This is a genomic window from Paractinoplanes toevensis (assembly GCF_018332695.1).
Taxonomy (GTDB): Bacteria; Actinomycetota; Actinomycetes; order Mycobacteriales; family Micromonosporaceae; genus Actinoplanes; species Actinoplanes toevensis.
Genome location: NZ_BOQN01000128.1, coordinates 1 through 24755, shown reverse-complemented (window position 1 = coordinate 24755; position 24755 = coordinate 1). Strand labels below are relative to the sequence as shown.

Below are 24755 nucleotides of genomic sequence, written 5' to 3'. Positions count from 1 at the left end.
TCTCTCGGGGTGCTGATCCTGCTCCCGCCCTCCGAGGGCAAGACACCCGCCGTCTCCGGCCCGCCGGTCGATCACGGGCAACTGTGGCTTCCCGGCCTGGCCGGGGCCCGGCGGCGGGTGTTCAACCGCCTGGTGGCGATGTGCGCGCGGAGCAGCGCCCGGTCGGTGGCCGACTCGCTCAAGGTGCTCGGGCTCAGCGAGGGGCAGAAGGACGAGATCGCCCGCAACGCGGTGCTCGCGGAGGCGCCGGCCGCGCCGGCGATCGAGGTCTACACCGGCGTTCTGTACGAGGCACTGGACGCGCCCAGCCTCCCGACGGCCGCGCGGCGGTGGCTGTCGGAGTCGGCGGTCGTGTTCTCCGGGCTGTGGGGCGTGGTGCGGCTGGGCGACCGCATCCCGGCCTACCGGTGCGCGGTCGGCGTGACCCTGCCGGCGGTCGGTGGGCTCACGCCGTACTGGAAGAAGCACCTCAAGCCCGCGCTCGACCCGGCGGCGGCGGACGGCCCGGTGCTGGATCTGCGGTCCGGCGCCTACGGCGCCATGTGGTCGCCGGCCGGCGAGGCCGCGACCGTGCGGGTGCTGCACGAGCGGATCGTCGGCGGGGTGCCGAAGCGTTCGGTGGTCAGCCACTTCAACAAGGCCACCAAGGGCCGGATCGTGCGGGCGCTGGCCGAGTCGGGTGCCGCGCCGGCCTCGATCGACGAGGTGGTCGGCACGCTGCGTGACCTCAAGTATACGGTCGAGGACCAGCCGGGCCGGGTCCGGCAGCTCGACGTGGTGGTCCGCGACCTATAGCTCCTGGCGGCTCATGAGGGCGTCGCCGACGGTGGCGTAGACGCCCAGTCGCTGGGCCAGGCCGACCGTGTCGAGCAGTTGCTCGAGGAACTCCGGCGGGCTGGCCAGCCGCAGCCAGCCGCCGTCCGCGGCGGCCCGGTTGTGGCCGACGACGAACGTGCTCAGGCCGATGGAGTCGCAGAACTCGACGCCGGACAGGTCGATCACGACGCGCGGGGCCGGGCGGTCGAGGACCTGCTCGAGGGTGGTGGTCAGAACGGTGGCGCTGTCCACGTCGAGGTGCCCGCGGACCGTCACCACTACGGAGTCGTCCTGGTTGCCGACCACGGACACATGCATGACCAGAACCTCCTGAGGCAGGGTGAGGTCCTCTCTCTGCCCAGAACGTGACCGAAAGTCACCTAGTGGCGCCGGCGGCCGGCACCGAGATCGTGGTCTTGACGGTGGCCTGGTCCAACTCGCCGATCCGCACCGTGAACTTGATCTCGTACTGGCCGGGGTAGGGGAACGTGATCGCGCCGGCCGCGTGGTGCCGGGGTACGAGCGGGAGCAGCGGTTCGGTGACCGGTTCCAGGTCCTTGCCGAGCAGCTGGGAGGTGACGGTCCACTCGTCGGCGGGCAGCGGGGCACCGGCCGGGGTGTAGACGAACGCGTGGATCGTGTTGTTGTCGCCGACCTGGGTCGGGAAAATGTTGAACTGCAGCGTGTAGAGCGGGCAGGTCAGCGTCTGGGAAACCCCGTCCTCGCGCACCGCGCCCTCGTCGACGGTGGCGCTGCGCCCCGGGTTGACCTGCACGAGCACGGCGGACAGGCCGAGGATGACCACGGTGGCGGCGACCTCGATGCCGACGGTGCGGCGCATCGCGCCGGCCCCGGAGGCCGGCACCTGCCGCCGATTGACCAGCCTCCGGGCGTACGCCGCCACGGCGAGCGTGGCGGCCAGGACGCCCACCTTGGCCAGCAGCAGCCGGCCGTAGTCGGTCTCCCACAGCGCCCGGACCGTGCCGACCTGCACGACCGCCTGCACGACACCGCCGCCGACCAGCCACACCACGGCGAGCGCCGCCCAGCGCGACCAGACCGGGAGGATCACGCCGAGCACCCGGGGGTCGGTCCGGCGCAGCAGGAAGACGGTGAGGGTGATCAGGCCGCCGAGCCAGACCGCCATGGCGGCGATGTGCACGACGTCGGAGGCGATCACCGCGGCGGCCAGGGGTGAGGCGGCGGCGTGCCCGGTGAGCGGCCAGGTGACGAACCCGCCGAGGGCGACCGCCAGTAACGCCAGACCTCTTGTCCGGGACGCGCCGCCGCGCAGCACCGCCGGGAGCAGCGCGGCCGCGGCGGCGAGGGCGGCCAGGCGGGCGATCAGGGTGAGGCCGTAGTCGCTGGTGAGCACCTGGCCCAGCTCGGCCGGGCGGAGGTCCCACAGGGCGGCACCGCTGCTGGCCGGGGCCTGCGTCCAGAGCGAGCCGAGTGTCGCCACCCCGACCAGGGCCAGCCCCGCGTAGACCGTGCGGGTCGCACCGGTCCGGGAACGGCGGCGCGGCCACAGCAACGCGAGGAACAGGGCCGGGCCCACGGCGAGCGTGAGACCGGCGTACCCGAGGAAGCGCGTGACCGGCGTCGCGAGGGTGACCGACCGATGGGTCTCGGCCGGGCCGGCCTCGGGCGGCGTCGCCGACGGCGCGCCGACCGAGAAGGTGATGGCGCCGCCCACCGGATGGCTGTCGGCCGAGATCACCCGATAACTGATCAGGTACGTGCCGAGCGGCTGGGCGGCCTTGCGGACCGGGATGCGCAGGGTCGTCCCGGAGACGGTGGGGGTGCCGGAGATGCGCTTGCCGTCCGGGTCGAGCACCTGTACCCGGCCGGTCACCGCGGTGATGCCCTCGCTGAAGGTCACCACGATCTCGGTGGGGGAGGTGCCCACGATGCTGCCCGGCGCCGGGACGGAGCCGATCAGCGCCGCGTGCGCGCTCGCCGGGCTCGCCGGCAGGAAGAGAACACCGAGGGCGATCAGTACGGCCGCCAGCACCGCCTTTTTCACATGCGCCCTCTCGTCACGTCAGATAGTTCGGATACCGGATGTGAAAGGTTCAGCCGGTCCGGGGTATCGATAGGCTCCAGGCAGGTTACCTGCACCGAAGGAGGCCCCCTCATGTCCGTTGATCCCCGCGCCGGTACCCCCGCCGAACCCAGGGACCTGATCGACGTTCCGCGGGTGATCTCCCGGTACTACACCGAGCACCCCGACCCCGGCGTGGTCGGCGAGCGGGTCGCGTTCGGCACCTCCGGGCACCGCGGGTCCTCGCTGAAGACCGCGTTCAACGAGGACCACATCGCCGCGACCAGCCAGGCGATCGTCGAATACCGCAAGGCGCAGGGCACCGACGGGCCGCTGTTCCTGGGCCGCGACACGCACGCGCTCAGCGAGCCCGCGATGATCACCGCGCTCGAGGTGTTCGCGGCCAACGACGTGACCACGCTGATCGACAGCCGGGACGGCTACACCCCGACCCCGGCGGTGTCCCGGGCGATCCTCGCGCACAACCGCGGCCGCACCAGCGGGCTCGCCGACGGCGTGGTGGTCACCCCCTCGCACAACCCGCCGGCCGACGGCGGCTTCAAGTACAACCCGCCGAACGGCGGGCCGGCCGACACCGACGCCACCAGATGGATCCAGGACCGGGCGAACGCGATCATCGCGGCCGGCCTCAAGGAGGTACGCCGGGTGCCGGCCGCCCGGGCTCGCACGTCGGCCCAGGTCACCGGGTACGACTTCCTCGACGGCTACGTGTCGGCCCTGCCCGAGGTCATCGACCTCGACGCGATCCGATCGGCCGGGGTGCGGATCGGCGCCGACCCGCTCGGCGGGGCGAGTGTCGCCTACTGGGGCGCGATCGGCGAGCGGCACGGCCTCGACCTGACGGTGGTGAACCCGGTCGTCGACCCGACGTTCGGCTTCATGACGCTGGACTGGGACGGCAAGATCCGGATGGACTGCTCCTCGCCGTACGCGATGGCGTCCTTGATCGCCCAGAAGGACAAGTACCAGCTGGCCACCGGCAATGACGCGGACGCCGACCGGCACGGCATCGTCACCCCGGACGCCGGCCTGATGAACCCGAACCACTACCTGGCCGTGGCCATCTCCTACCTGTTCGCCCACCGGCCGGACTGGCCCGGCGCCGCCGCCATCGGCAAGACCCTGGTCTCGTCGTCGATGATCGACCGGGTGGCCGGTGACCTGGGCCGCCGCCTCGACGAGGTGCCGGTGGGGTTCAAGTGGTTCGTGCCCGGACTGCTGTCCGGCGAGGTCGGGTTCGGTGGCGAGGAGAGCGCGGGCGCGTCGTTCCTGCGCCGCGACGGTTCGGCCTGGAGCACCGACAAGGACGGCCTCATCCTCGACCTGCTGGCCTCGGAGATCATCGCGGTCACCGGCCGGTCGCCCAGTGAGCTTTATGCGGATCTGACCGCCCGATTCGGGCAACCTGCCTATGCTCGGATCGACGCACCGGCCACCCGCGAGGAGAAAGCGATCCTGGCGGCCCTGTCACCGGAGCAGGTCACCGCGAAGTCCCTGGCCGGCGAGCCGATCACCGGCGTGCTGACCACCGCGCCGGGCAACGGCGCCGCGATCGGCGGCCTCAAGGTGGTCACCGAGAACGGCTGGTTCGCGGCCCGCCCGTCCGGCACCGAGGACGTTTACAAGATCTACGCCGAGTCGTTCCAGGGTCCCGAGCACCTGGCACGCATCCAGGAGGAGGCCCGCGCGGTGGTCTCCGCCGCACTGCGGGGCTGATCTTCTCAGCTCTCCCGGCTCCCGGCCGACAGGTATGCCGCACAGCCATACCGTCTCGGGAGCCAGGGGAGCTCATGACACAACCCGTGGTGACCGCAGGCCGGTCCCGCGCCGCAGCCGGGCTCGTCCCGCTGCTGGTCGCGGGCGCGGCCACGGCCGCGGTGTGCTTGTGGCTCCTGCTGCACACCGGGGACAGCGTTCTGCTGGGCTACTTCGGTGGCCCGATCGCCCTGGTCGCGGCCGTCTTCAGTTGCTGGCGGATCGGCTCCAGCATCCGGGTGTCCCGCCCGGTGCGGGCCTTCTGGCGGGCCCTGTCGCACTCCGCGGTGCTGCTGCTGATCGGCTCGTGCGTCTCGCTCGCGCTCGCCAACAACAACGCCGGCCTGTCCCTGGTCGCCGCCGCACCCAACGTGCTCGGCATCATCTGGGTCCTGGTCGCCATGTTCCGGCTGCCGCTCGGCGACTCGACCGCGCTCGGCTGGACCCGCACGCTGCTCGACTGCGTCACCGTCGCGGTGGCCGGCACGCTGATCTTCTGGTACGTGGTGCTCAGCTTCGCCCCCACCGGCACCGACCTGGACACCCGGGCCGCGGCCGGCGCGGTGGGCGTGCTCGGCCTGCTCGCCCTGGTGATCATCGGCAAGGCCGCGGTGGTCCCGAACGCCCCGGTCGACTCGCTCGCGCTGCGGCTGATCGCGGTCGCCCCGATCGTCGGCGTCACCACCGCGGTGCTGCTGATCGCCGGCTCGGACGGGCCGCGCCTGGTCCAGTCGGTGCTCACCGGCCCGCTGGTCGCCCTGGCCTTCACCGCGGCCGCGTGGCGGCAGCGGCACGTGATGGCCCACCCGCCCGCCGACACCGCGCGCCGGCACCGCTCGCTCTGGGACATGCTCCCGCTGTTCGCCGTCGTCACCACGGCCGGCCTGGTCATCACGGTGTCGGCCCGGCAGATGGACGGCCGGGAACGGGCCGTGATCATCGGGGCCGTGCTGATCGTGGTCTGCGTGGTGGCCCGCCAGCTGCTCGGCCTGCGCGAGAACAAGCGGCTGCTGGACGGCATCCGCACCCAGCAGGTCCAGCTGGAACGCCTGGCGATGACCGACCCGCTGACCGGGCTGGCCAACCGCACCCGGTTCGGCGCCGCCCTGGCCGAGCGGCTCGGCGGGCACCGCCCGGTCACCGTGCTGCTGATCGACATCGACGACTTCAAGACGATCAACGACACGATGGGCCCGGCCCTCGGCGACCAACTGCTCTACCAGGTCGCTCAGCGGCTGCGGAACTCGAGCGCGGTGCGGGAGCTGCCGGCCCGCCTCGGCGGCGACGAGTTCGCGGTCCTGATCGACGCCGACGACGTCGCGGTGGCCGAGGACGCGGCCGCCCGCATCCAGCAGGCCCTGGCCGAGCCGTTCCGGGTCGGTGAGGAGCGGCTGCTCGCGCACGCCAGCATCGGCGTGGCGCTGGCCGGGCCGGGCGACAGCGCCGACGAGGTGCTGCGCAACGCCGACATCGCCATGTACGCGGCCAAGGAGGGCGGCAAGGCCAACTGGGTGCGGTTCGAGCCGCGGATGCGCCAGGAGGTCGTCAACCACGCCCGGCTCGGCAGCGAACTGCACAACGCGATCATCCGCAACGAGCTGTATCTGCTGTACCAACCGGTCTTCGACATCGTCACCGGCCGCCTGCACGGCGCCGAGGCGCTGGTCCGCTGGAAGCACCCGACCCGCGGGTTCGTCTCGCCGGGCGACTTCATCCCGGTCGCCGAGCGCTCCGGACTGATCGTGCCGCTCGGCATCTGGGTGCTGCGCGAGGCCTGCCGCCAGCTGGCCGCGTGGACGGCGGTTTACGGCCCCGGGGCGATCAAGGCGATCAACGTCAACGTGGCGGTCCGGCAGCTGCGCGAGCCCGGCTTCGTCGACGAGGTCGCGGCCGTGCTGTCCGAGCACGGGCTGCTGCCGGGGAACCTGGTCATCGAGATCACCGAGTCTTCGGTGGCCGACGGCCGGCAGGTGCGCGAGACCCTGCAGGCGCTGCACGAGATGGGAATCCGGCTCGCGCTGGACGACTTCGGCACCGGGCAGTCGTCGCTCTCGCTGCTGCGGGCCTTCCCGGTCGACGTCCTGAAACTGGACAAGTCGTTCGTCGACGGCATCGCCGACGGCGAGGACCGCGGCCGCCTCGCGGTGGCCGCGGCGGTGGCCCAGCTCGCCGAGTATCTCCAGCTGTCGGCGGTGGCCGAGGGCATCGAGAGCGAGGCCCAGCTGGACCGCCTGCGCGACATGGGTTACCGGCTGGGCCAGGGCTTCTTCATGGCGAAGCCGCTGCCCCCGGACGAGGCCGGCGCCCTGATGGCCCCTGAGCCAACCGGCTCCGCTCCGCTCCGCGGGGCGACCGCCCTTTAGGCCGATGAGGTGGCAGGCGGTTTTCCGCCGCCCGCAAACCCCGCGGACGTCGAAAAACCACCTGCCACCTCATCGACGGCGGTCGCCACCCCGTCGCGGCCAAGTACTAGGCGTCCACTTCCTTGCGGTCGTCGGTCGCCCACAGGGTGTGGAACGAGCCGTCCTTGTCGACGCGGTGGTACGTGTGCGCGCCGAAGAAGTCCCGCTGGCCCTGGATCAGGGCGGCCGGCAGGCGCTTGGCCCGCAGGCCGTCGTAGTAGGCCAGCGCCGACGCGAAGCCCGGCGCCGGGATGCCCTGCTGCGCGGCCGCCGCGGCGACCCGCCGCCACGCGTCCTGTGCGCCGCTCACGGCGTCCAGGAAGTAGTCGTCGACCAGCAGCGTCGCCAGCTCGGGCCGCTTGTCGTACGCCTGCTTGATGAAGTCGAGGAACTTTGCCCGGATGATGCAGCCGGCCCGCCAGATCTTCGCCATCGCGCCCGGGTCGATGTCCCAGCCGTACTCCTTGCTGGCCGCCTGGATCTGCTGGAAGCCCTGCGCGTACGCCACGATCTTGGAGGCGAACAGCGCCTGCTCGACGTCGGCCTGCAGGTCGCCGGCGTAGTTCTTCGCCGGGACCGGGCCGGGCAGGGCCGCGTCGGCCGCCGCCTTGCGCACGTCCGCGCCACCCGACAGGGCGCGGGCGAACACCGACTCGGCGATGCCGCTGACCGGAACACCGAGATCCAGAGCCGCCTGTACGGTCCAGCGACCGGTGCCCTTCTGCTCGGCCTGGTCGACCACGATGTCCACGAACGGCTTGCCGGTCTCCGCGTCGACCTGCTTGAGCACCTCGGCGGTGATCTCGATCAGGTAGGAGCCCAACCGGCCCTCGTTCCACCCCTGGAAGATCTCCGCGATCTCGGCCGGCTCGTGGCCGCCCACCTGGCGGAGCAGGTCGTACGCCTCCGCGATGAGCTGCATGTCGGCGTACTCGATGCCGTTGTGCACCATCTTCACGAAGTGGCCGGCGCCGTCCGGGCCGACGTGCACGCAGCACGGCTCCCCGTCCACCTTCGCCGCGATGTCCTCCAGCAGCGGGCCCAGCGCGTCGTAGGACTCCTTCGGGCCACCCGGCATGATGCTCGGACCGTGCAGCGCGCCCTCCTCGCCACCCGAGACGCCGGCGCCCACGAAGTGCAGGCCCTTGGCCTTCAGCGCCGCCTCCCGCCGCCGGGTGTCCAGGTAGTGCGCGTTGCCCGCGTCGATCAGCATGTCGCCCGGTTCCAGCAGCGGCGCGAACTCGTCGATCACCGCGTCGGTCGGACCACCGGCCTTGACCATGATCACAACCCGGCGAGGGCGTTCCAGGCTGGCCACGAAGTCCGCGGCGCTCTCGGACGGGATGAACTTCCCCTCGTGGCCGAATTCCTCCACGAGCTCCTTGGTGCGGCCGTACGAGCGGTTGTGCAGGGCCACGGTGTGGCCGTGCCGGGCGAAGTTGCGCGCCAGGTTGCGCCCCATCACCGCCAGACCGGTGACCCCGATCTGTGCCTTCTCCGACATCATTGACGTCCTTCCCTTGTTGCCAGCAACGCCCTCATTCTTACCTACGGGACAGGGCCGATCTTGGTTCGATCCCGACCTCCGGAAAGGCGTTCCCGGCGCGCCGCGGCCTGCGCGCCGCAGAAGATCCGTGCGGCTGTACCCTCGTGCGCATGTCATCGCCTGCCGCGTTCCGTACGCCCTCCGCGGTGCGCTGAGATGCGGCGCGGCGAGATCTGGACCATCGGCAACCGCACCGACCTGCGTTACCGCGTGCTGGTGCTCTCCGCGGACACCTACAACGAGCGGAAGAACGCCGCACCCTTCTGCGCGCCGATCGTACGGCAGCGCGGTGCCACCGAACTCCCGCCGTACGCGGTGCCGCTGAGCGAACAGGACCCGATCACCGGCGTGGTCGTGGTCAACCGGATGCGGCGGCTGCCCGCCGAGATCGGCGCCGAGCGGCTCGGCATGGTCACCGGAGCCAGCATGGTCCGCCTCACCGACGCGCTGCGCGAGTTCTTCGAGATCTGACCCCGGTCGGGTGAAAATCCGATCAGTAGGGCCGCAGGTCGATGCAGCCCGGATGAACGGCCGATGACGACCCCACCTTCACTGACGTACCAATGAGGCCGGTGTTCACGGACGGTCGGGAGGTACGCGTGGTGGGTCAGGTGGTGAGCACGCCGGCCGACGCTCTCATCGAGCGCGCCGTGGGGCTGCTCGCCGGCCGGTCCCGCTGCCGGCTCGCCGAGGCACACCACCACCTGGAGCGCATGGCCGTTGAGCAGCACCGGGACATCGCCGAAGTGGCCGCCGGCGTGATCCGGGTCCTGGACGTCGGCTACGCCATGCCCGAGTCGCCGGTGTCCGTGCCGCAGATGGTCGCCGCCGCCCTGACCGGCCCGCTGCCGGTCCGGCCCGAGCCGGTCCGCCGTTACGCTCCGTGGGTGTCGCTGGTGCAGCGAGTGCTCGACACCAGCCCCGGCATGTGTGGTTACCTGACCGCCGAGCGTGACCGGTCCGGCCGCATCATCGACCTGATCTGGCAGGCCGCCAGCCCCGGCGCCACCACCCCCGACGGCCGCCGCGGCCGGCAGCTGATCGGGCAGCGGGCCAGCGACCAGTTCCCCAACGGCTGGGACGTCTACCAGGACGTCCTCGACTCCGGCTGCCCCGCCGCGGTCGGCCCGTTCCGCTACGGCGACGGCCACTACACGGTCCGCGCCCACCGGCTCGGGCACGGCCTGCTGCTCAGCTGGTCCAAGCAGGACGGCGCCGACCGCTTCGCCGGCCTCGGCTGGGGCGAGTGGGACCTCACCAGCGGCGACATCTTCTGGTCCGAGCAGATGTACAAGATCTACGAACGCGACCCGCGCCTCGGCCCGCTCAGCGCCGCCGAGACCGACGCGCTCATGGAGCCCGGCGACACCACCATGATCCGGGCCGCCCTCGACGCGTACGACAACGAGTCCCAGGTGGACGTCACCGTCCGGGTGCGCCTCGGCCACCGGGTGAAACACCTGCGCACCGTGGCCGAGGCGGTCCGCGACGCGGCCGGCCGCCCGCTGCGCGTCTACGCGATCGTGCAGGACGTCACCGACCAGGCCTCCGCCCGGGCATCGGTCCGGGCCGACCGGCCGCCCATGCTGGCCGGTCACCTCCAGCGGATCATGCTGCCGCTGCCCGAGGAACCGATCGAGCTGCCCGGCCTCAAGGTGGCCCTGCGCTACCTGCCGGCCGGCCAGGAGAGCTTCGTCGGCGGCGACTGGTATCAAGCGACCCGCCTGCGTGACGGCTCGGTGCTGCTCGCCGTCGGCGACGTCGCCGGGCACGGCACTCCGGCCGCCACCACGATGGCTCAGCTGCGGCACGCGCTGCGCGCCCTCGCGGTGACCACCAGCGACCCCGGCGTGCTGCTCGGCCACCTCAACCGGCTGACCTGCGAACTGGAACGCGACAACCCGGAACTCTCGGCCACCGCCGTGGTCGCCCGCTACGACCCGGCGGCCGGCGAGATCACCTGGGCGCAGGCCGGTCACCCGCCACCGCTGCTGAGCCGGGGCGGGCGCACCATGCCGCTCGAACGGCCGCCCGGCCCGATCCTGGGCGTGGTCGACGACGCCGTCTATCCCACGTCGCGGATGCCGTTCCGGATCGGTGACGTGCTGCTGCTCTACACCGACGGCCTGGTGGAAAATCGGCACCGCGGCCCCGACGACGGCCTCGGCCAGGTGATCCGCACGGTCGACGAGGCGGTGCGGGCCTCGCCCCAGCAGCCGCTGGCCCAGTTGCTGGCCCGGCTGCGTCAGGCCAACCCCGACGACGACACGTGCATCCTGGCCGCCCGCCCGGTCACCGGCCAGACCCGGGACCTGCGGCATCACCTGCAAGCCTCAGGAGCCCGTAGCCAAACCCGGCCACGGTGATCGTCCCACCGGCCTGGTCGATGCCGCTCGCCAGGATCGGCGTCGCCGGCCCGGGCGCGCTGACCGTGGCCGGCTCCCGCCGAGGATTCAAAATCACCAGATAAGACCCGTTCCGGATGTACGCCAGGGGATAGGCCTCGTTGATCACCTGGGTCGTGCCCCGTGTCGGCGGCCGCACCCGGATCAGCTCACGGACGAAGTTGAGGGTCGAATCCGGATCGTTCTCCTGAGCGGCCACCGTCGGCCGCCGCGGATCCGGATCGATCGGCAGGTAGAGCTTCTCCGGTTCGGCCGTGGAGAAGCCGGCGTTCGGCCCGTCGTCCCACTGCATCGGCGTGCGGCAGCCGGCCCGGTTGTACAACGGATTGCAGATCGCACCCTCCACGTCGGGCATGTCCGGCAGGTAGCGCATGCCGATCTCGTCCCCGTAGTACAGGCTCGGCACGTTGCCCCAGGTGAACAGGAACATCAGCGCCGCCCGCAGCTGCTCCTCGGTGCGCGAGCCCACCCGCAGCCGGTCGTAGTCGTGATCGGCGGTGGCGAGCACGATCGGCCGCGCCGGATCGGCCGCCCGGGCCGCGTCCCACGCCTCCAGGAACGGCCGGGTGCTGCCCTTGCCCGCCTCGTCGAAGAACGGTTCCCGGGGCGGCTGGAACGGCAGGATCCCGGCGGCGTGATTGTCGAACAGGCTCGCGTGCGCGTCCTTGATGACCAGAAAGAAATCCGCGTCGAACGCGAGCGCCCCGCCGGTGCGCGGCTCGCTGCCCTCCGGGATCAGAACCGCTTCCGGGTACGCGACGTCGAGCCAATCCCGGATCTCCCGCCAGATCTGTACGGTGGCGCGGATCCCGTCGTCCCACAACTCGTCCTTGACCAGCGAGAACGCCATGTCCACCCGAAATCCGGCCACCCCCTTGGCCAGCCAGAACCCGATGATGTCGATGAGCGCCTGCCGGTTGCGCAGCGGCCCCGGCGCGTCGATGGCATCCCGCCACGGCTCGTCGCGACCGGGCCGGGCCACCCACCCGAAGTTGAGCGCCGGCTGCTCGTCGTAGAAGTTCTTGAGGTAGTAGCCTCGGCGCGGCCCCGGCGACGCCACCCAGGCCGGCACGCCCGGCGTGTCCCGGGTCCACCCGCCCTCCGGCAGCTCTTCGCACCAGATGTACCGGTCGCCCGCCGGGCTCGGCCCGTCCGCCGCGAGCTCCTGCTGGAACCAGGGGTGCTCGATCGAGGTGTGCCCCGCGACCAGATCGAGCATGACCCGGATGCCGCGCGCACCGGCCTTCTCGACCAGCTCCACCATGTCGTCGTTGCTGCCGTACCGCGGCGCGATGGCCAGATAGTCCGACACGTCGTACCCCGCGTCCACGAACGGCGACGCGAAGCAGGGATTGAACCAGATGACGTTGACCCCGAGCGAGGCGATGTGGTCCAGCCGGTCGATGACCCCTCGGAGATCCCCGACGCCGTCCCCGTTCGAGTCGGCGAACGACTGCGGGTAGATCTCGTACATCACCGCATCGGCAAACCAGTCACCAGCCACGCGGGCCATGCTAACCGGGACGCACGATCGGCGGCCCGTCCCCGGCCGCCGTCCGGCGCGGTCAGCCGCGCGGCGCGTGCACGATCTTCTCGGCGGCGATGGTCATGATGAGCCGCACCTGATCGCGGCCGCCGAACCACGGGTAGGGCCGGCCGAGGTACTTGTGCGCCAGCTCGTCGATGTGCTCGGCACCGTTCTTCGGGGTCACATCGATGACGCGACCCTTCACGGAGTAGTAGTCGGTCACGTCGTCCGGATCGGTCACGATGACCGAGACACGCGGGTCCCGCTCGACGTTGCGAACCTTCCGAAAGCCCTCCACCGTGTTGATCACAATGTGCTCGCCGTCCGTGCCGACCCAGGTCTCGGTCAACTGCGGCGAACCGTCCGGGTCAACGGTGGCGACGAAGCAGGGGCTCGGCCGGCGCAGCAGGGCCAGCAGGCCCTCGGGCAAGGTCATCATCCGGCAAACGTACGCCGCCCGCCCTCAATGCCACCAACCTTAACGTTCGTTAAAACATCGGCTGGCGTTAACAAGCCCGTCGCATGTTCGTGGTCCGGCCGCCACACCGTCGGCAGTAGGGCCGCAGCCAGGGTCGGCGGCGGTTCCACGAGTCTCATCCTGAGGTGACGCGGTGGGCGGAACAATTGTCCAAGCCGCCGGCGGGGCGGTCTGGCGGCACGCCAACGGCACGACCGAGGTGGCCGTGGTGCACCGGCCGCGGCACCGCGACTGGTCACTGCCCAAGGGCAAGGCGATCCGCGGCGAGCACCCGCTCGATACCGCCCGCCGGGAGGTCCGCGAGGAAACCGGCATCCATCCCGTGCTGGGACCCCGGCTGCCCACGCAGCGGTACCGGTCAGCCGCCGGCGACAAGGTCGTGCGTTTCTGGGCCATGTCCGGGCAGGACGGCGACTTCACCCCCACGACCGAGGTCGACGAGGCGATCTGGTTGCCGGTGCCCGAGGCGCGAGCCCGGCTGACCCACCGGCGCGACATCGCCGTCCTCGACGCGCTGGCCGGCGCCACCACCGTCGACGCCGTGGTGCTGCTGGTTCGCCACGCCGGCACTACCGGCCGCCGAGGTGCCGCGACTCCCGCGCTCGACGGTCCGGGACAGCGGCAGGCCCAGGCGCTACGCCGCCTGCTACCCGGCTTCGGCCCCAGTCGGCTGCTGTGCGCCGACGACCGGCGTCGTGCCACTCTCGCGCCCTTGGCCACGCGGTTGCGGCTGCCCGTCGCGTACGGGCAGAACCTTCGCGAGGCGTGCGGACGTCACCGGCCCACGGACGATCCGCACCTGATCCGCGACCTCGCCGCCGACGCGGGCACCACGGTGGTCGCCGCACCCGGATGGGTGGTCCGCGACGTGCTGACCGCACTCGCCGGCCAGGACGCGGTCGCGGTGCTGCCCGTCCGTCCCCGGAAGGGAAGCGTTTGGGCGCTGTTCTTCCACCGCGCCCGGCTGATCGGCGCGGACTACTACTCGATCAAGGGCTGAGCGCCCGGCCCGACAAGGCCGATCAGCAGCCGCCGATCTTCGTTGTCCCGACACCTTCGCCCTCAGTGAGGCGCCACCATGCTGATCATTTTGGTTTTCGCCCTGGCCGCCTTCGCCGGCGCCACCTTCTGCGTCCTCGACCGGCCGGTAGCCGTGAACAAACAGCTCAACCGGCGACTGTCCACCGGACTGCTGGGCATCAGCGCGGCCACCGTTGCGGTCGTGCTGATCTACGCGGCCGCCACCGTCGTCTCCGGCGGTGGGCCCGGCTGAGACCCGCAATCGGCTCAGCCGGGCGCCGCCGGATCGGCAGTCATCATGTTCTGGTCGCCGGGCGGTCAACTGCCGGCCACCGCCGCGTCGCAGGCTCATCCGGACGACGAACGGAGGAGCCTGATGACGCAACTCGACCTGATCGGTGCGGCCGCGGTCGTCGCCGGCTGGAACAACCTGCTGGTGTCGGCGGCCCGCACCGGTCGATGGATTCCGGCCGTGGGCAACAGCGTGCGCTCGACGTGATGATCGGATATCTGCTCGGCGCCGTCGCGGTCGCTTGGGGTGCCACGCTCGCCGTACTCGACCAGCCCACCGCCTCCGGCCGAAGCCACAACCGGCTCTGCATGGCCCTGCTGACCGGCGGCGCGGTGGTCACCATCGCCGGGGGAGTAGCCGCGGCGGTCTACCTCTGAAGGTGAACATTGGCCGAACGGCCGCGTCGCCGGTGGCCCCACGGGGCATGAGATTGAGCGACGCTGTCCGACGACAAGTGAGGTGTGCGATGACCGAGCCCGCGAACGCCGGTGGTCTCGTCGACCCGGAGACCGCCCTGCGACGCCAGGCCGAGACACTTGGCCAGCGCTTCCCCGACGTGGACCAGTCCGAGCTCGAGGAGCGGGTCCACGGCACCTACGAGCGGCTCAAGGACGAGGCGGCGGTCGACTCCCACCTGGTGGCCATGACCGAGAAACAGGTCACCGAGGATCTGCGCCGCAGCGGCGAGACGGTCCACGTCCGCAGCGACGATCCGGCCTGAGCGGGCACGCCGCGTGGTGAGCCGGCCGATCGGGCGTATCGCGGTCACCGATGTCGGGCCGGTCGTCGAGCGCGGCGAGCGGCCGGCGAAGTCGGTCACCGGTGAGGAGTTCGAGATCACCGCGACGGTGTTCCGCGAGGGCCACGAGGCGGTGGCCGCCGCGGTCGTGCTCACCGGCCCGGACGGCCACGAACACCGCACCCGGATGAGCCTCGTCGACGCCGGGCTCGACGCCTGGTCGGCTTCGGTCAGCGCCGACCGGCCCGGCCGCTGGTCCTACCGAGTCGAGGGCTGGTCCGACCCGCACGGCACGTGGCACCGCGACGCCGTCATCAAGGTCGGCGCCGGTGTCGATGTCGAGCTGATGCTCGAGGAGGGCGCACGCCTTCTCGAACAGGCCGTCGCCGAGGTGCCCCGCACCGCGGAGCAGGCCACGGTCTTGACGACCGCCATCGCCGGTCTGCGTGACACCGCACAACCGCCGGAGGCGAGGCTCAGTGGCGGCGTGTCCGCCGAGGTGCGCGCCGAACTCGCGGACCGGCCGCTCCGCGAGTACGTGACACCGTCGCCGGAGTTCCCATTGCTGGTCGAGCGGGAACGGGCCCTCTACGGAGCCTGGTACGAGCTGTTCCCGCGTTCCGAAGGCGCCCACGTCGACGCCCTCGGCCGCTGGCGCAGCGGCACCCTCGCGACCGCGGCCGGCCGGCTCGACGCGGTAGCCGCCATGGGCTTCGACGTGGTCTACCTGACCCCGATCCACCCGATCGGCCAGGTCAACCGCAAAGGCCGCAACAACGCCCTGCGTGCCGAACCGGGCGACCCCGGATCCCCGTACGCGATCGGGTCGCTCGCCGGGGGCCATGACGCGATCCATCCCGACCTGGGGTCGTTCGACGATTTCGACGCGTTTGTCGGCCGCGCGCGCGAGCTCGGCCTCGAGGTGGCCCTCGACCTCGCGCTCAACTGCGCGCCCGACCACCCCTGGATCGCCGCTCATCCGGAGTGGTTCACGACCCGAGCCGACGGCTGCATCGCGTACGCGGAGAACCCGCCGAAGAAGTACCAGGACATCTACCCGCTGAACTTCGACAACGACCCGGAGGGCCTCTACGCCGAGATCCGCCGGATCGTGCAGGTCTGGCTCGACCACGGAATCAGTGCCTTCCGGGTGGACAACCCGCACACCAAGCCGCTCTGGCTGTGGGAACGGCTGATCGCCGACGTCGCCACCGAGCATCCCGGCGTCATCTGGCTCGCCGAGGCGTTCACCCGCCCGCCGATGATGCACACCCTCGCCAAGGTGGGTTTCCAGCAGTCCTACACTTACTACACCTGGCGTCACACCAAGGACGAGCTCGAGCAGTATTGCGCCGAACTCGCCGGCCCGGCCGCCGCCTACATGCGGCCCAACTTCTGGCCGACCACCCACGACATACTGACGCCCTTCCTGCAGCGCGGTGGCCCGGCGGCGTGGAAGACGCGGGCCGCACTGGCCGCGACCCTGGCGCCCAGTTACGGCATCTACGCCGGCTACGAACTGATGGAACGCATCGCCCGGCCCGGCGCCGAGGAACAGATCGACAACGAGAAGTACGAGTACAAGGACCGGCGATGGGCGGAGCAGACCGCCGGGACCAGCCTCGCGCCCTACCTCACCGCACTCAACCAGATCCGGCGCGCCCACCCGGCCCTGCACCGGCTGCGCAACCTGCGTTTCCACCACGCCGACGACGGCCACGTGCTGGTCTTCTCCAAAGCCCGCCGGTTGCACGACCGCGACGACGTCATCATCGTGGTCGCCAACCTCGAACCGGATCACACCCGGGACACCTGGATCCACCTGCGGATGCCGGAGCTGGGCCTGGGCCCCTCCGACCGTTTCGTGGCCCACGATCTGATCACCGGTCAGCACTGGACCTGGGCGGAACACAACTTCGTCCGGCTCGGCCCGGACACCGAACCGGTGCACATCGTCCACGTGCGGCTGGAAGGCGTCACCAGCCCGCGCTGAGCCCGGAGCGACCGTCGCGCGTCGCCGTCGCCGGCGCGGACCTGCGGTGGCAACTCAGCGCGATCGACCGGCGATCAGGTCGTGGAGTCGCTCAGTCGCGGGATCGTGCGGGCGAGCGGCGAAGAATATGTGCAGCCAGCCATCGGCGTCGGCGTGCAGGAGATCGTCACGGATGGACGGGTCGGCGCCGTGCTCCAGGAGCAGGCGGATCACCTCGAGATGACCGGGCGGGATCGCCCAGTGCAGGCCGGTCCGCCCGTAATAGGGTGCGGCGTCGGGGTGGACGCCGCGGTCCAGGAACCAGCGCACGACCTCGATCCGGCCGTGCTGGCAGGCGTGGACGAACGCCTCCGCCACGATTTCCTGCGGATCATCGGTCGCCGGCAGCCGGGGTGGAAGGCCGGCGTCGGCGGGATTGGGACGTACCGCCACGGCGTCCGGCCGTAGCCTGCCGTCCGCGTCGAAGCAGGCTTGCACAAGATCCAGCCGGCCGCAGGCAGCGTACGTCCAGAGCGCCCGCGGGACGATCCCGTGCTCGTCGAGCAGGTCGACGACTCCGGTGTGGCCGTGGTGGACGGCGTTCTCCAGCGCGGTAGCGCCCCATGCCCGGGTGCCGGGGTCAGCACCGGCGCCGAGCAGCAGGCGCGCATACTCGACCCGATTGGAGCGGGCCGCCCAGATCAGTGGGAGGTCCAGGTCGGTGGCCTTGCTCAGCAGGACATCCACTGCGGCGCGCGGCACCCCGAGTTCCTCGTCGAACCGGACGCCGGGGATCGACTCCGGGCCCGCGAGCATGTGGAGCAGGGTGTCGGCCTGTTCGGCGCTCAGACCGGCCAGCCGATCGGTGTCGCCGGCCAGCACGGCTTCGGCCTCGCGGTGCAGGCTCCGCCACCTCTCGCGCCGTTCGTCGAGGTCACGCCGGGACTTCTCGGCCGACGACACAAGCTCATCCCAGGTCGGGAAACCAAGCTCGCGCGCGATGACCAGCCGTGCGTCCCGGAGCTCGGCGCTACTCGCCGAGGTGGCGGTGGCGTGCCGGGGCACGTACGCCCGTAACCGTTGCAGCGCGCCCGGCTCGTTCCGGCGCAGGTCGACCAGCAGGGTGTCGGCCATCGAGGCGTAGGCACCCAGCCCGATCCCCCAGAGGCGGGAGACCGGCCGGTAGCTCGAATGACGATCGGACATCGCAACCCCCGCCCGCGGACTGGCAGCGCCCCGCACGCTCCATTCAGCTCTGTGACCGGAGCCGCCCATCGTATGGGTAAGCCGCAACGCGCTCGCTATACCCGGAATCGGGAGACGACGGCCTCCAGCTCGGCGGACATCGCGGCCAGCTGCTGGGCGGAGTGCTGGGTGTCGGCGACTGTCGTGGTGGTGGTGCGGGCGGCGTCGGCGACACTGGCGATGTTGTCGGAGATGCTGGTGGAGCCGGTGGAGGCCTCGCCGATGGACCGGCTCATCTCCTGGGTGGTGGCAGTCTGCTCCTCGACGGCCGAAGCGATGGTCATCTGGTAGTCGTTGATCTGCGCGATGATCATCGAGATCCGTTCGATGGCGGCTACCGCGCCCTCGGTGTCGGACTGGATCGCCTCCACCCGCTGGGAGATGTCGCCGGTGGCCTTCGCGGTCTCCTGAGCCAGTTCCTTGACCTCGCCGGCGACCACCGCGAAGCCCTTGCCGGCCTCGCCGGCCCGGGCCGCCTCGATGGTGGCGTTCAGGGCGAGCAGGTTGGTCTGTTCGGCGATCGAGGTGATGACCTTGATGACGTTGCCGATCTCTGCCGAGGACTCACCGAGCTTGGCCACCGTGGCGTTGGTCGTCGCGGCCTCGGACACCGCCTTCGCGGCGACGCCGGCCGCGTCGTTGGCCGACTGGGAGATCTCCCGGATCGCCGATCCCATCTCCTCGGTGCCGGCCGCCACCGTCTGCACGCTGCGGGAGACGTCCTCGGACGCGGCGGCGAGCAGCCCGGTCTGGGTCGAGGTGTCGTGGGCGTTGGCGGCGATGGCTTCCGCGGACGCGGAGAGCTGACGCGACGAGTCGGCGAGCACGCGGGACGAATCCGTGAGTGTGGAGACGGTCTGCCGGATCGAGGTCGTGGCCCGGTTCACCGCGACGGCCATCATGCCGACCTCGTCGCCGCCGCTGGCGGCCGCGTGACCGGTCAGATCGCCGTCGGCGACGGCGTCGAGCACGTCGCGGACGCCGGCCAGGCGCCGGGAGATGCTGCGGCCGATCAGCAACGCGAGCGCGACGGACAGTACGACTCCGGCCAGCACCAGGATGAGGATCAACGCCTGGGCGCCGGTGGCGTCATTGTGGGCCTGGGTGCTGTCCTCCGTCGCCTGCGCGCGCTCCAGTTTCATCAGCTCGTCGACGGCGGTGTTCATCGTGGTCTCGGAGTTGCCCCACAGTGTGTACTGATCGGCCAGCGTCGTCGGCAGGGTGATCCCGGCCGGCGGAGCCTCCTGGAAGAGCAGGAGGTTGACCAGCGCCTTGTACTGTGCCCAGGCCGCACCGAACGCCTTGGTCTGGGTCTGCCAGGTGGTCGAGGGATCGGGCGCGGACACGTACTGATCGCCGGCCGTGTCCACCGCGGCCTGTCCGGCCTTGGTGGCTTCCTTGTACTGGGTCTTCTCGGCGGCGGACTGGGCTCCCTGGAAGAGGAAGAGCGCCCGGTACATGTCCGACATGCCGTTCTGCAGGCTGACCAGCGCGTCGAGCCGGGTGATGTTGTCGGCCTTGAGGCCTTGGACCCGGTCGTCCAGCGATCCCAGCCGCTGCCAGGCGACCCCGGCGGTGACCAGGGCGACCACGGCAACGACGGCCACGGCCAAGACGATCTTGGTGCCGACCCGCATGTTGTTGAGGCGATTCCCGGTCCGGGATGTGGTGGCTGGCCCGTCCATGTGGTGCTCCTGTTTCCGTCGCGGTGATGCCTCCCTCTCCCGTTCGACGGAAAAGCGCGGTCGCTGAGACGTTCACCCGATTTCGCCCCGTCCGATCGAAGAGATACGGGGCGTCACCGCAGTGCTGCTCACCGGCTAAGCCGCCGCCCAGCGGCGCAGGGCGTGCTCGACGAGCGCGGCGTTACCGGTCGCCGGTGTGCCGTCCGGAAGTGCGAGGGTGTCCTCGAGACCGACCCGGGTGGGCAGGCCGAGCCGGCCGGCGTGGCTGATCAGCGGCCAGCAGGCCTCCTCCTCGCCGTGCAGCAGACGCTCGCCGTGGTAGCCGGCCGTGTCCAGCCGGGCCAGGATCGCGTCGGCCGCCTCGACCGCCCGGGAAGCCGGGGTGTCGAGCACCTCGATCAGCACCCGCTCCAGCGGTAGCCTGCGGACGGCGTCGGCCTCCTCCGGGCGCCAGACACCGGCCTCGACGCCGACGCCCTTGGAGGCCAGCAGGCGTACCAGCTCGGCGAAGCCCTCCTCGCCCACGTTGACCGACGCGAAGTCGGGCATCTCGCGCCAGGAGGCGATCAGCGCCGCCCGGCGGTGTGCGTCGCCGCCGGTCATCCACAGGCCGGTGGAGACCCCTACCCGGATGCCGGGGCAGGCCGCCCGGATCGCGGCCACCGCGGCCCCGATGTCGGCGGGGGCGAGGGATTCCGCGCCGGCCGGGTCGCGCGGGTGCACGTGGACCGCCTCGGCGCCGGCCTGCACCGCGGCCGCGGCCTCGGCGGCCAGGTCAGCGGGGGAGGCGGGGAACGGGCGGCCGCCGTTGAGGCAGGCTTTGATCCGTCGAATCACCCGCCAAATGTGCCACGGCCGCCCCTGTTGCCGGGGACGGCCGTGTGGTGCGCCGAACTGGACGCCGCCGGACTAGACGCTGCCGGCCTCGCGGTTGGCCAGGACCTGCCGGCCGTGCGCCTCCCAGCGTTCGCGGGCCTGGGAGTACTGCTGTTCCCAGGCGTCGCGCTGCTCGTCGAACCCTTCGAGCCACTCACCGGTGCCCGAGTCGAAGCCCTCGGGGTAGATGTAGTTGCCGTCGTTGTCGTACGTCGCGGCCATGCCGTACAGGGTGGGGTCGAAGTTCTCGTCGCCCTCCTGGTAGGCCTCGGCGGCCTGGCGCAGCGACAGCGAGATGCGGCGCCGCTCCAGATCGATGTCGATGACCTTGGCGAAGACCTCGTCGCCGGTCTGGACGACCTGCTCGGGGGACTCGATGTGGCCGCCGGCCAGTTCCGAGATGTGCACCAGACCCTCGATGCCGTCGTCGACCTGGACGAACGCGCCGAACGGGACCAGCTTGGTGATCCGGCCGGGCACGATCTGGCCGATCTGGTGCGTGCGGGCGAAGTGCCGCCACGGGTCCTCCTGGGTCGCCTTGAGCGACAGGGAGACCCGCTTGCGCTCGGAGCTGACCTCGAGAACCTCGACCTCGACCTCCTGGCCGACCCGCACCACCTCGGACGGGTGGTCGACGTGCCGCCACGACAACTCGGAGACGTGCACGAGACCGTCGACGCCGCCGAGGTCGACGAACGCACCGAAGTTGACGATGGACGAGACGACGCCCTTGCGGACCTGGCCCTTGGCGAGCCGTTCGAACAGGCCGCTGCGGGCTTCGGTGCGGTGCTGCTCGAGCCAGGCGCGACGGGACAGGACCACGTTGTTGCGGGTGCGGTCCAGTTCGAGAATCTTGGCTTCGAGCTCACGGCCCACATAGGGACGCAGGTCGCGGACGCGGCGCATCTCGACGAGCGACGCGGGCAGGAAGCCCCGCACCCCGATGTCGAGGATCAGGCCGCCCTTGACCGCCTCGGTGACGGGGCCACGCACGGTCCCGTCCTCCTCCTTGATCTTCTCGATCGACGCCCACAACTCCTCGCGGGCGATCGCGGCCGGGTCCGGCGCGGCCGGCTCGGCCGTGTCGGGCTCCGGTCCATCGGCCCCGGAGGTAGGCGCGTCAGCCTCGGACGTAGGCGCGACGGCGTCAGCCTCGGACAAAGGCACGGCGGCCTCCGGCGAAGCAGGCTCGGGAGCGGAGAGCTCGGTATCGGGTGAAGCATGCTCCGGTGGTGCGGCAGAGATCTCGGGAGACGGAGCAGTCTCGGGTAGAACGGACTCTGGCGCCTCGGTTTCGGGCACCATGGCATCGGGCGAGCTCATCGACTATCCCACCTGTTCGTCGAACATCAGAGCTTACCAATCCCCATGGGCGCCTCGGAAGGCGACGAAACCGGCCGGAACACGCCGTCGAGAGCCAGGTCGATGGAGCGGCCGGCAGCGGCCACAGCTTCGGCGTGGTTGGTTGCTCCCTCGACGACGCCCTCGACCATACCGAACAACAGCACCAGGTCGTCAGGTACCAGATCGGCTCTTACGTAACCGTTGTCCTGAGCGCGCTTGAGCGGCTCGGCCAGAACCCCGATCAGGCGGCGCAGAAACCGCCCCCGGGTGGCCGCGTCGAGCCGGCGGGCGAGCTGGACCAGGGGCCGCATGGTGACCTGGGCGCGGAGGATCTCGCTGAGGGCGGTGCGGAACGTGGCGGGCTGTTCGAGGCCGGCCGCCACGCATCGCTCCAGGCCGTCGAGCAGGTAGCCGATGACCGCGGTGGCCAGCGCCATCCGGTCGGGGAAGTGCCGGTAGAGAGTGGCCTGGCCGATCCCGGCGCGCCGGGCGATCTCCGGCATCCCGACGGTGGCCTGCGGGCTGGCCATCAGCTCGCAGGCGGCCTGCAGGATGGCGGTGCGGTTGCGTTGGGCGTCCCGGCGGCGCGCCGGCTGAGCGCCGTAGAGCATGCTGCACCCCCAGTTGAACACGGGTTACTCGCCAGTAAAGTGACCAACGTTACTGGCAAGTAACGATAATGTCATGAAGTTCAAATTCTCGGTACTCACTCCTACGCTCCCGGCACCGGAGCGCTCCGGCACCGCTCCACTCTCGCCTCCGGGCGCGGCGGCACCAGCCACCCAGGTGTTGTCGCGCCCGTCCGTCCCGCCGAGGAGTGCGCATGGTGCCACGCCGCTCAACCCTGTTCGCCGCCGTGATATCGGTGCTGGCCGGGACCCTCCTGATCGGGGTCGCTCCCGGCCCGGCCGCCGCCGCGGCCACCACCACGAAGTTCGTCGACATCCCCGGCGACGGCGTGACCCTGAAGGCCAACGTGGTCGCCCCGGCCGCCGCCGGCAGTTACCCGGCGGTCGTCTTCCCGTCCAGCTGGGGCCTCAACGACGTCGAATACCTCGCGCAGGCCAAGAGCATGGCCGCCGACGGGTACGTGGTGGTCTCGTACACGCCGCGCGGCTGGTGGGCCAGCGGCGGTGCGATCGACACCGCCGGGCCGAAGGACATGGCCGACCTGTCCCGGGTGCTCGACTGGACGATCGCCAACACCCCGGCCGACCCGGCCCGCCTCGGCGCGGCCGGAGTGTCCTACGGCGCCGGGATCAGCCTGCTCGGCGCGGCGTTCGACAAGCGGATCCGGGCGGTCGCGATGCTCAGCGGCTGGACCGACCTGGTCTACTCGCTCTACAGCGACCAGACCCGGCACCTGCAGTCGTCCGGCCTGCTCAGCCTGGCCGCGCAGCTGGTCGGCCGGCCGAGCCCCGAGCTGACCACCATGCTCGGCGACTTCATGGCGAACCGGAACGTGCCGGCGGTGATGGAGTGGGCCAAGGTCCGCTCGCCGGCCACCTACCTGGACCGGATCAACGCGAACGCGCCGGCCGTGCTGATCGCGAACGCGTGGGGCGACACGTTCTTCCCGCCGAACCAGCTCGCCGACTTCTACGGCCGGCTCACCACTCCCAAGCGCCTCGAGCTGCGGCCCGGTGACCACGCGATCGCCGAGCTGACCGGCATCATCGGCCTGCCCAACGATGTGTGGGCGAGCACTACGGGGTGGTTCGACCGTTACCTCAAGGGCGATTCGGGCGGCACCAGGCCCGGCCAGGTGTACCTGAAGCCGGACAACGCCGCCGCCGAGACCTGGAGCGCCTGGAACGCGCAGACCACCAGCACCAAGCGGTACGGGCTGGGCGCGATCCGCTGGTACGACGGCACCGGCCTGCTCGGTGGCAGCCCCAGCACCGGCTGGTCGAAGAGCCTGCCCAACGACTACGACACGGTCGCCAACGGCGGCGTGGTGCTGCTGACCAACGGCGTCTCCGCGTTCACCGGGCAGCGCCCGTCGGTCTGGCTGCCGTTCGTCGACCGCAACCGGGCCGGCGTCTGGGCGGCCGAGCGCCCGTCCACGGCGCTGAAGGTCCGCGGCATCCCCCGGGTGCACCTGAACCTCACCGGCACCGCCGCCACCGGCTCCCTGGTGTCCTACCTCTACGACCTGGACGGCATCGGCAACGCCGCCCTGCTGACTCACGCTCCGGTGACGTGGCAGACGGCCACGGCGGGTAGCCGCTCGATCGACCTGTCACTGTCCGCCGTCAACTACGACCTGCCGGCCGGGCACTCGCTGACCCTGGTCGTCGACACGGTGGATCCGCTCTACTACGACGCCAACAGTGCCGGCACCACCACGATCACCGGCGGGTCATATCTGGATCTACCGGTGAAATAACTGACGTATACCGCCCGGCTGCCTGGGTACTCGGGCGGTATGCACCGGTACGGCGACGAGGTGGCGGCGATCGCGCGGCCCCTGCGCGACCCGGGCGACCTGGACATCCTGCTCGACCGGGCGGAGAACGCCCGGGTCGTGCTGATCGGCGAGGCCAGCCACGGCACGCACGAGTTCTACCAGTGGCGGGCCGCGCTG

Annotated in this window: 21 protein-coding genes and 1 pseudogene; 12 read left to right on the top strand and 10 right to left on the bottom strand. The window is 71.1% G+C overall.

Translation table 11 applies throughout. From position 1 onward, the window contains the following. Window positions 1-9: 9 nt before the first annotated feature. Entirely contained in the window at window positions 10-795 is a 786-nt protein-coding gene (gene yaaA, locus Ato02nite_RS42750) for a peroxide stress protein YaaA (protein ID WP_213012438.1), read from the top strand. On the opposite strand, the gene Ato02nite_RS42745 is transcribed toward yaaA, so the two are convergent. Together Ato02nite_RS42745 and Ato02nite_RS42740 are read right to left on the bottom strand one after the other, a co-directional pair. Continuing rightward, window positions 790-1134 (bottom strand): STAS domain-containing protein, encoded by a 345-nt coding sequence (locus tag Ato02nite_RS42745; RefSeq protein ID WP_213012437.1) that lies wholly within the window; start codon window positions 1132-1134, stop codon window positions 790-792. The two genes, yaaA and Ato02nite_RS42745, sit on opposite strands and share 6 nt — an antisense overlap. 58 nt (window positions 1135-1192) lie before the next feature. Further along, complete coding sequence (locus Ato02nite_RS42740; protein WP_246608055.1) at window positions 1193-2842, bottom strand: copper resistance CopC/CopD family protein; 1650 nt, start codon at window positions 2840-2842, stop codon at window positions 1193-1195. Between the two features lie 111 nt (window positions 2843-2953). Between Ato02nite_RS42740 and pgm the strand changes: the two genes are divergently transcribed. Both pgm and Ato02nite_RS42730 read left to right on the top strand, forming a co-directional pair. Beyond that, window positions 2954-4597: a phosphoglucomutase (alpha-D-glucose-1,6-bisphosphate-dependent) gene (gene pgm, locus Ato02nite_RS42735; protein ID WP_213012436.1), complete on the top strand. Its 1644-nt coding sequence runs from the start codon at window positions 2954-2956 to the stop codon at window positions 4595-4597. A 74-nt stretch (window positions 4598-4671) separates the two neighbouring features. Continuing rightward, complete coding sequence (locus Ato02nite_RS42730; protein ID WP_213012435.1) at window positions 4672-6999, top strand: putative bifunctional diguanylate cyclase/phosphodiesterase; 2328 nt, start codon at window positions 4672-4674, stop codon at window positions 6997-6999. Between the two features lie 106 nt (window positions 7000-7105). Here the strand turns inward: Ato02nite_RS42730 and gnd are convergent, their stop codons facing one another. Further along, window positions 7106-8542 carry an NADP-dependent phosphogluconate dehydrogenase gene (gene gnd, locus Ato02nite_RS42725; RefSeq protein WP_213012434.1) on the bottom strand — a complete coding sequence of 479 codons (1437 nt, stop codon included), beginning with the start codon at window positions 8540-8542 and terminating at the stop codon, window positions 7106-7108. Between the two features lie 198 nt (window positions 8543-8740). On the opposite strand from gnd, the gene Ato02nite_RS42720 reads away from it, so the two are divergent. Continuing rightward, window positions 8741-9055 (top strand): type II toxin-antitoxin system PemK/MazF family toxin, encoded by a 315-nt coding sequence (locus tag Ato02nite_RS42720; protein WP_213012433.1) that lies wholly within the window; start codon window positions 8741-8743, stop codon window positions 9053-9055. A 101-nt stretch (window positions 9056-9156) separates the two neighbouring features. After that, window positions 9157-10950 (top strand): SpoIIE family protein phosphatase, encoded by a 1794-nt coding sequence (locus tag Ato02nite_RS42715; protein WP_246608054.1) that lies wholly within the window; start codon window positions 9157-9159, stop codon window positions 10948-10950. Here Ato02nite_RS42715 and Ato02nite_RS42710 read toward each other — a convergent pair. Then, window positions 10877-12493, bottom strand: a complete 1617-nt coding sequence (locus Ato02nite_RS42710; protein ID WP_213012431.1) for an alpha-amylase family glycosyl hydrolase — start codon at window positions 12491-12493, stop codon at window positions 10877-10879. The two genes, Ato02nite_RS42715 and Ato02nite_RS42710, sit on opposite strands and share 74 nt — an antisense overlap. 61 nt (window positions 12494-12554) lie before the next feature. Next, complete coding sequence (locus Ato02nite_RS42705) at window positions 12555-12956, bottom strand: PPOX class F420-dependent oxidoreductase (RefSeq protein WP_213012430.1); 402 nt, start codon at window positions 12954-12956, stop codon at window positions 12555-12557. A 172-nt stretch (window positions 12957-13128) separates the two neighbouring features. Here Ato02nite_RS42705 and Ato02nite_RS42700 point away from each other — a divergent pair, with 172 nt between their 5' ends. From Ato02nite_RS42700 to Ato02nite_RS42680, 6 genes are all read left to right on the top strand, one after another. Further along, entirely contained in the window at window positions 13129-13995 is an 867-nt protein-coding gene (locus tag Ato02nite_RS42700) for an NUDIX hydrolase (protein WP_213012429.1), read from the top strand. Between the two features lie 78 nt (window positions 13996-14073). Beyond that, window positions 14074-14268 (top strand): hypothetical protein, encoded by a 195-nt coding sequence (locus Ato02nite_RS42695; RefSeq protein ID WP_213012428.1) that lies wholly within the window; start codon window positions 14074-14076, stop codon window positions 14266-14268. 123 nt (window positions 14269-14391) lie between these two features. Then, window positions 14392-14514: a hypothetical protein gene (locus Ato02nite_RS52745; RefSeq protein ID WP_281419896.1), complete on the top strand. Its 123-nt coding sequence runs from the start codon at window positions 14392-14394 to the stop codon at window positions 14512-14514. Further along, on the top strand, window positions 14514-14684 hold the full coding sequence (locus tag Ato02nite_RS42690; protein ID WP_213012427.1) for a hypothetical protein: 171 nt from the start codon (window positions 14514-14516) through the stop codon (window positions 14682-14684). Before Ato02nite_RS52745 ends, Ato02nite_RS42690 begins: the two co-directional genes overlap by 1 nt. An 89-nt stretch (window positions 14685-14773) precedes the next feature. After that, window positions 14774-15028 (top strand): three-helix bundle dimerization domain-containing protein, encoded by a 255-nt coding sequence (locus Ato02nite_RS42685; protein ID WP_213012426.1) that lies wholly within the window; start codon window positions 14774-14776, stop codon window positions 15026-15028. Between the two features lie 16 nt (window positions 15029-15044). After that, entirely contained in the window at window positions 15045-17039 is a 1995-nt protein-coding gene (locus Ato02nite_RS42680; protein ID WP_246608053.1) for a maltotransferase domain-containing protein, read from the top strand. A gap of 54 nt (window positions 17040-17093) precedes the next feature. Here the strand turns inward: Ato02nite_RS42680 and Ato02nite_RS42675 are convergent, their stop codons facing one another. The 5 genes and pseudogenes from Ato02nite_RS42675 to Ato02nite_RS42655 all read right to left on the bottom strand — a co-directional run bounded on the left by Ato02nite_RS42675 (window position 17094) and on the right by Ato02nite_RS42655 (window position 22800). After that, window positions 17094-18224: an ankyrin repeat domain-containing protein gene (locus Ato02nite_RS42675; protein WP_213012425.1), complete on the bottom strand. Its 1131-nt coding sequence runs from the start codon at window positions 18222-18224 to the stop codon at window positions 17094-17096. A 95-nt stretch (window positions 18225-18319) separates the two neighbouring features. Beyond that, window positions 18320-19948, bottom strand: a complete 1629-nt coding sequence (locus tag Ato02nite_RS42670) for a methyl-accepting chemotaxis protein (protein ID WP_246608052.1) — start codon at window positions 19946-19948, stop codon at window positions 18320-18322. 135 nt (window positions 19949-20083) lie between these two features. After that, on the bottom strand, window positions 20084-20785 hold the full coding sequence (locus Ato02nite_RS42665) for a 3-keto-5-aminohexanoate cleavage protein (RefSeq protein ID WP_213012424.1): 702 nt from the start codon (window positions 20783-20785) through the stop codon (window positions 20084-20086). Between the two features lie 23 nt (window positions 20786-20808). Next, window positions 20809-21865 (bottom strand): annotated as a pseudogene (locus Ato02nite_RS42660) (S1 RNA-binding domain-containing protein); the annotation flags it as partial. A gap of 308 nt (window positions 21866-22173) precedes the next feature. Then, on the bottom strand, window positions 22174-22800 hold the full coding sequence (locus Ato02nite_RS42655; RefSeq protein WP_246608051.1) for a TetR/AcrR family transcriptional regulator: 627 nt from the start codon (window positions 22798-22800) through the stop codon (window positions 22174-22176). 191 nt (window positions 22801-22991) lie between these two features. On the opposite strand from Ato02nite_RS42655, the gene Ato02nite_RS42650 reads away from it, so the two are divergent. After that, a complete protein-coding gene (locus Ato02nite_RS42650; protein WP_213012422.1) occupies window positions 22992-24557 on the top strand; it encodes a CocE/NonD family hydrolase in 1566 nt (521 codons plus the stop codon). Window positions 24558-24755 lie beyond the last annotated feature (198 nt).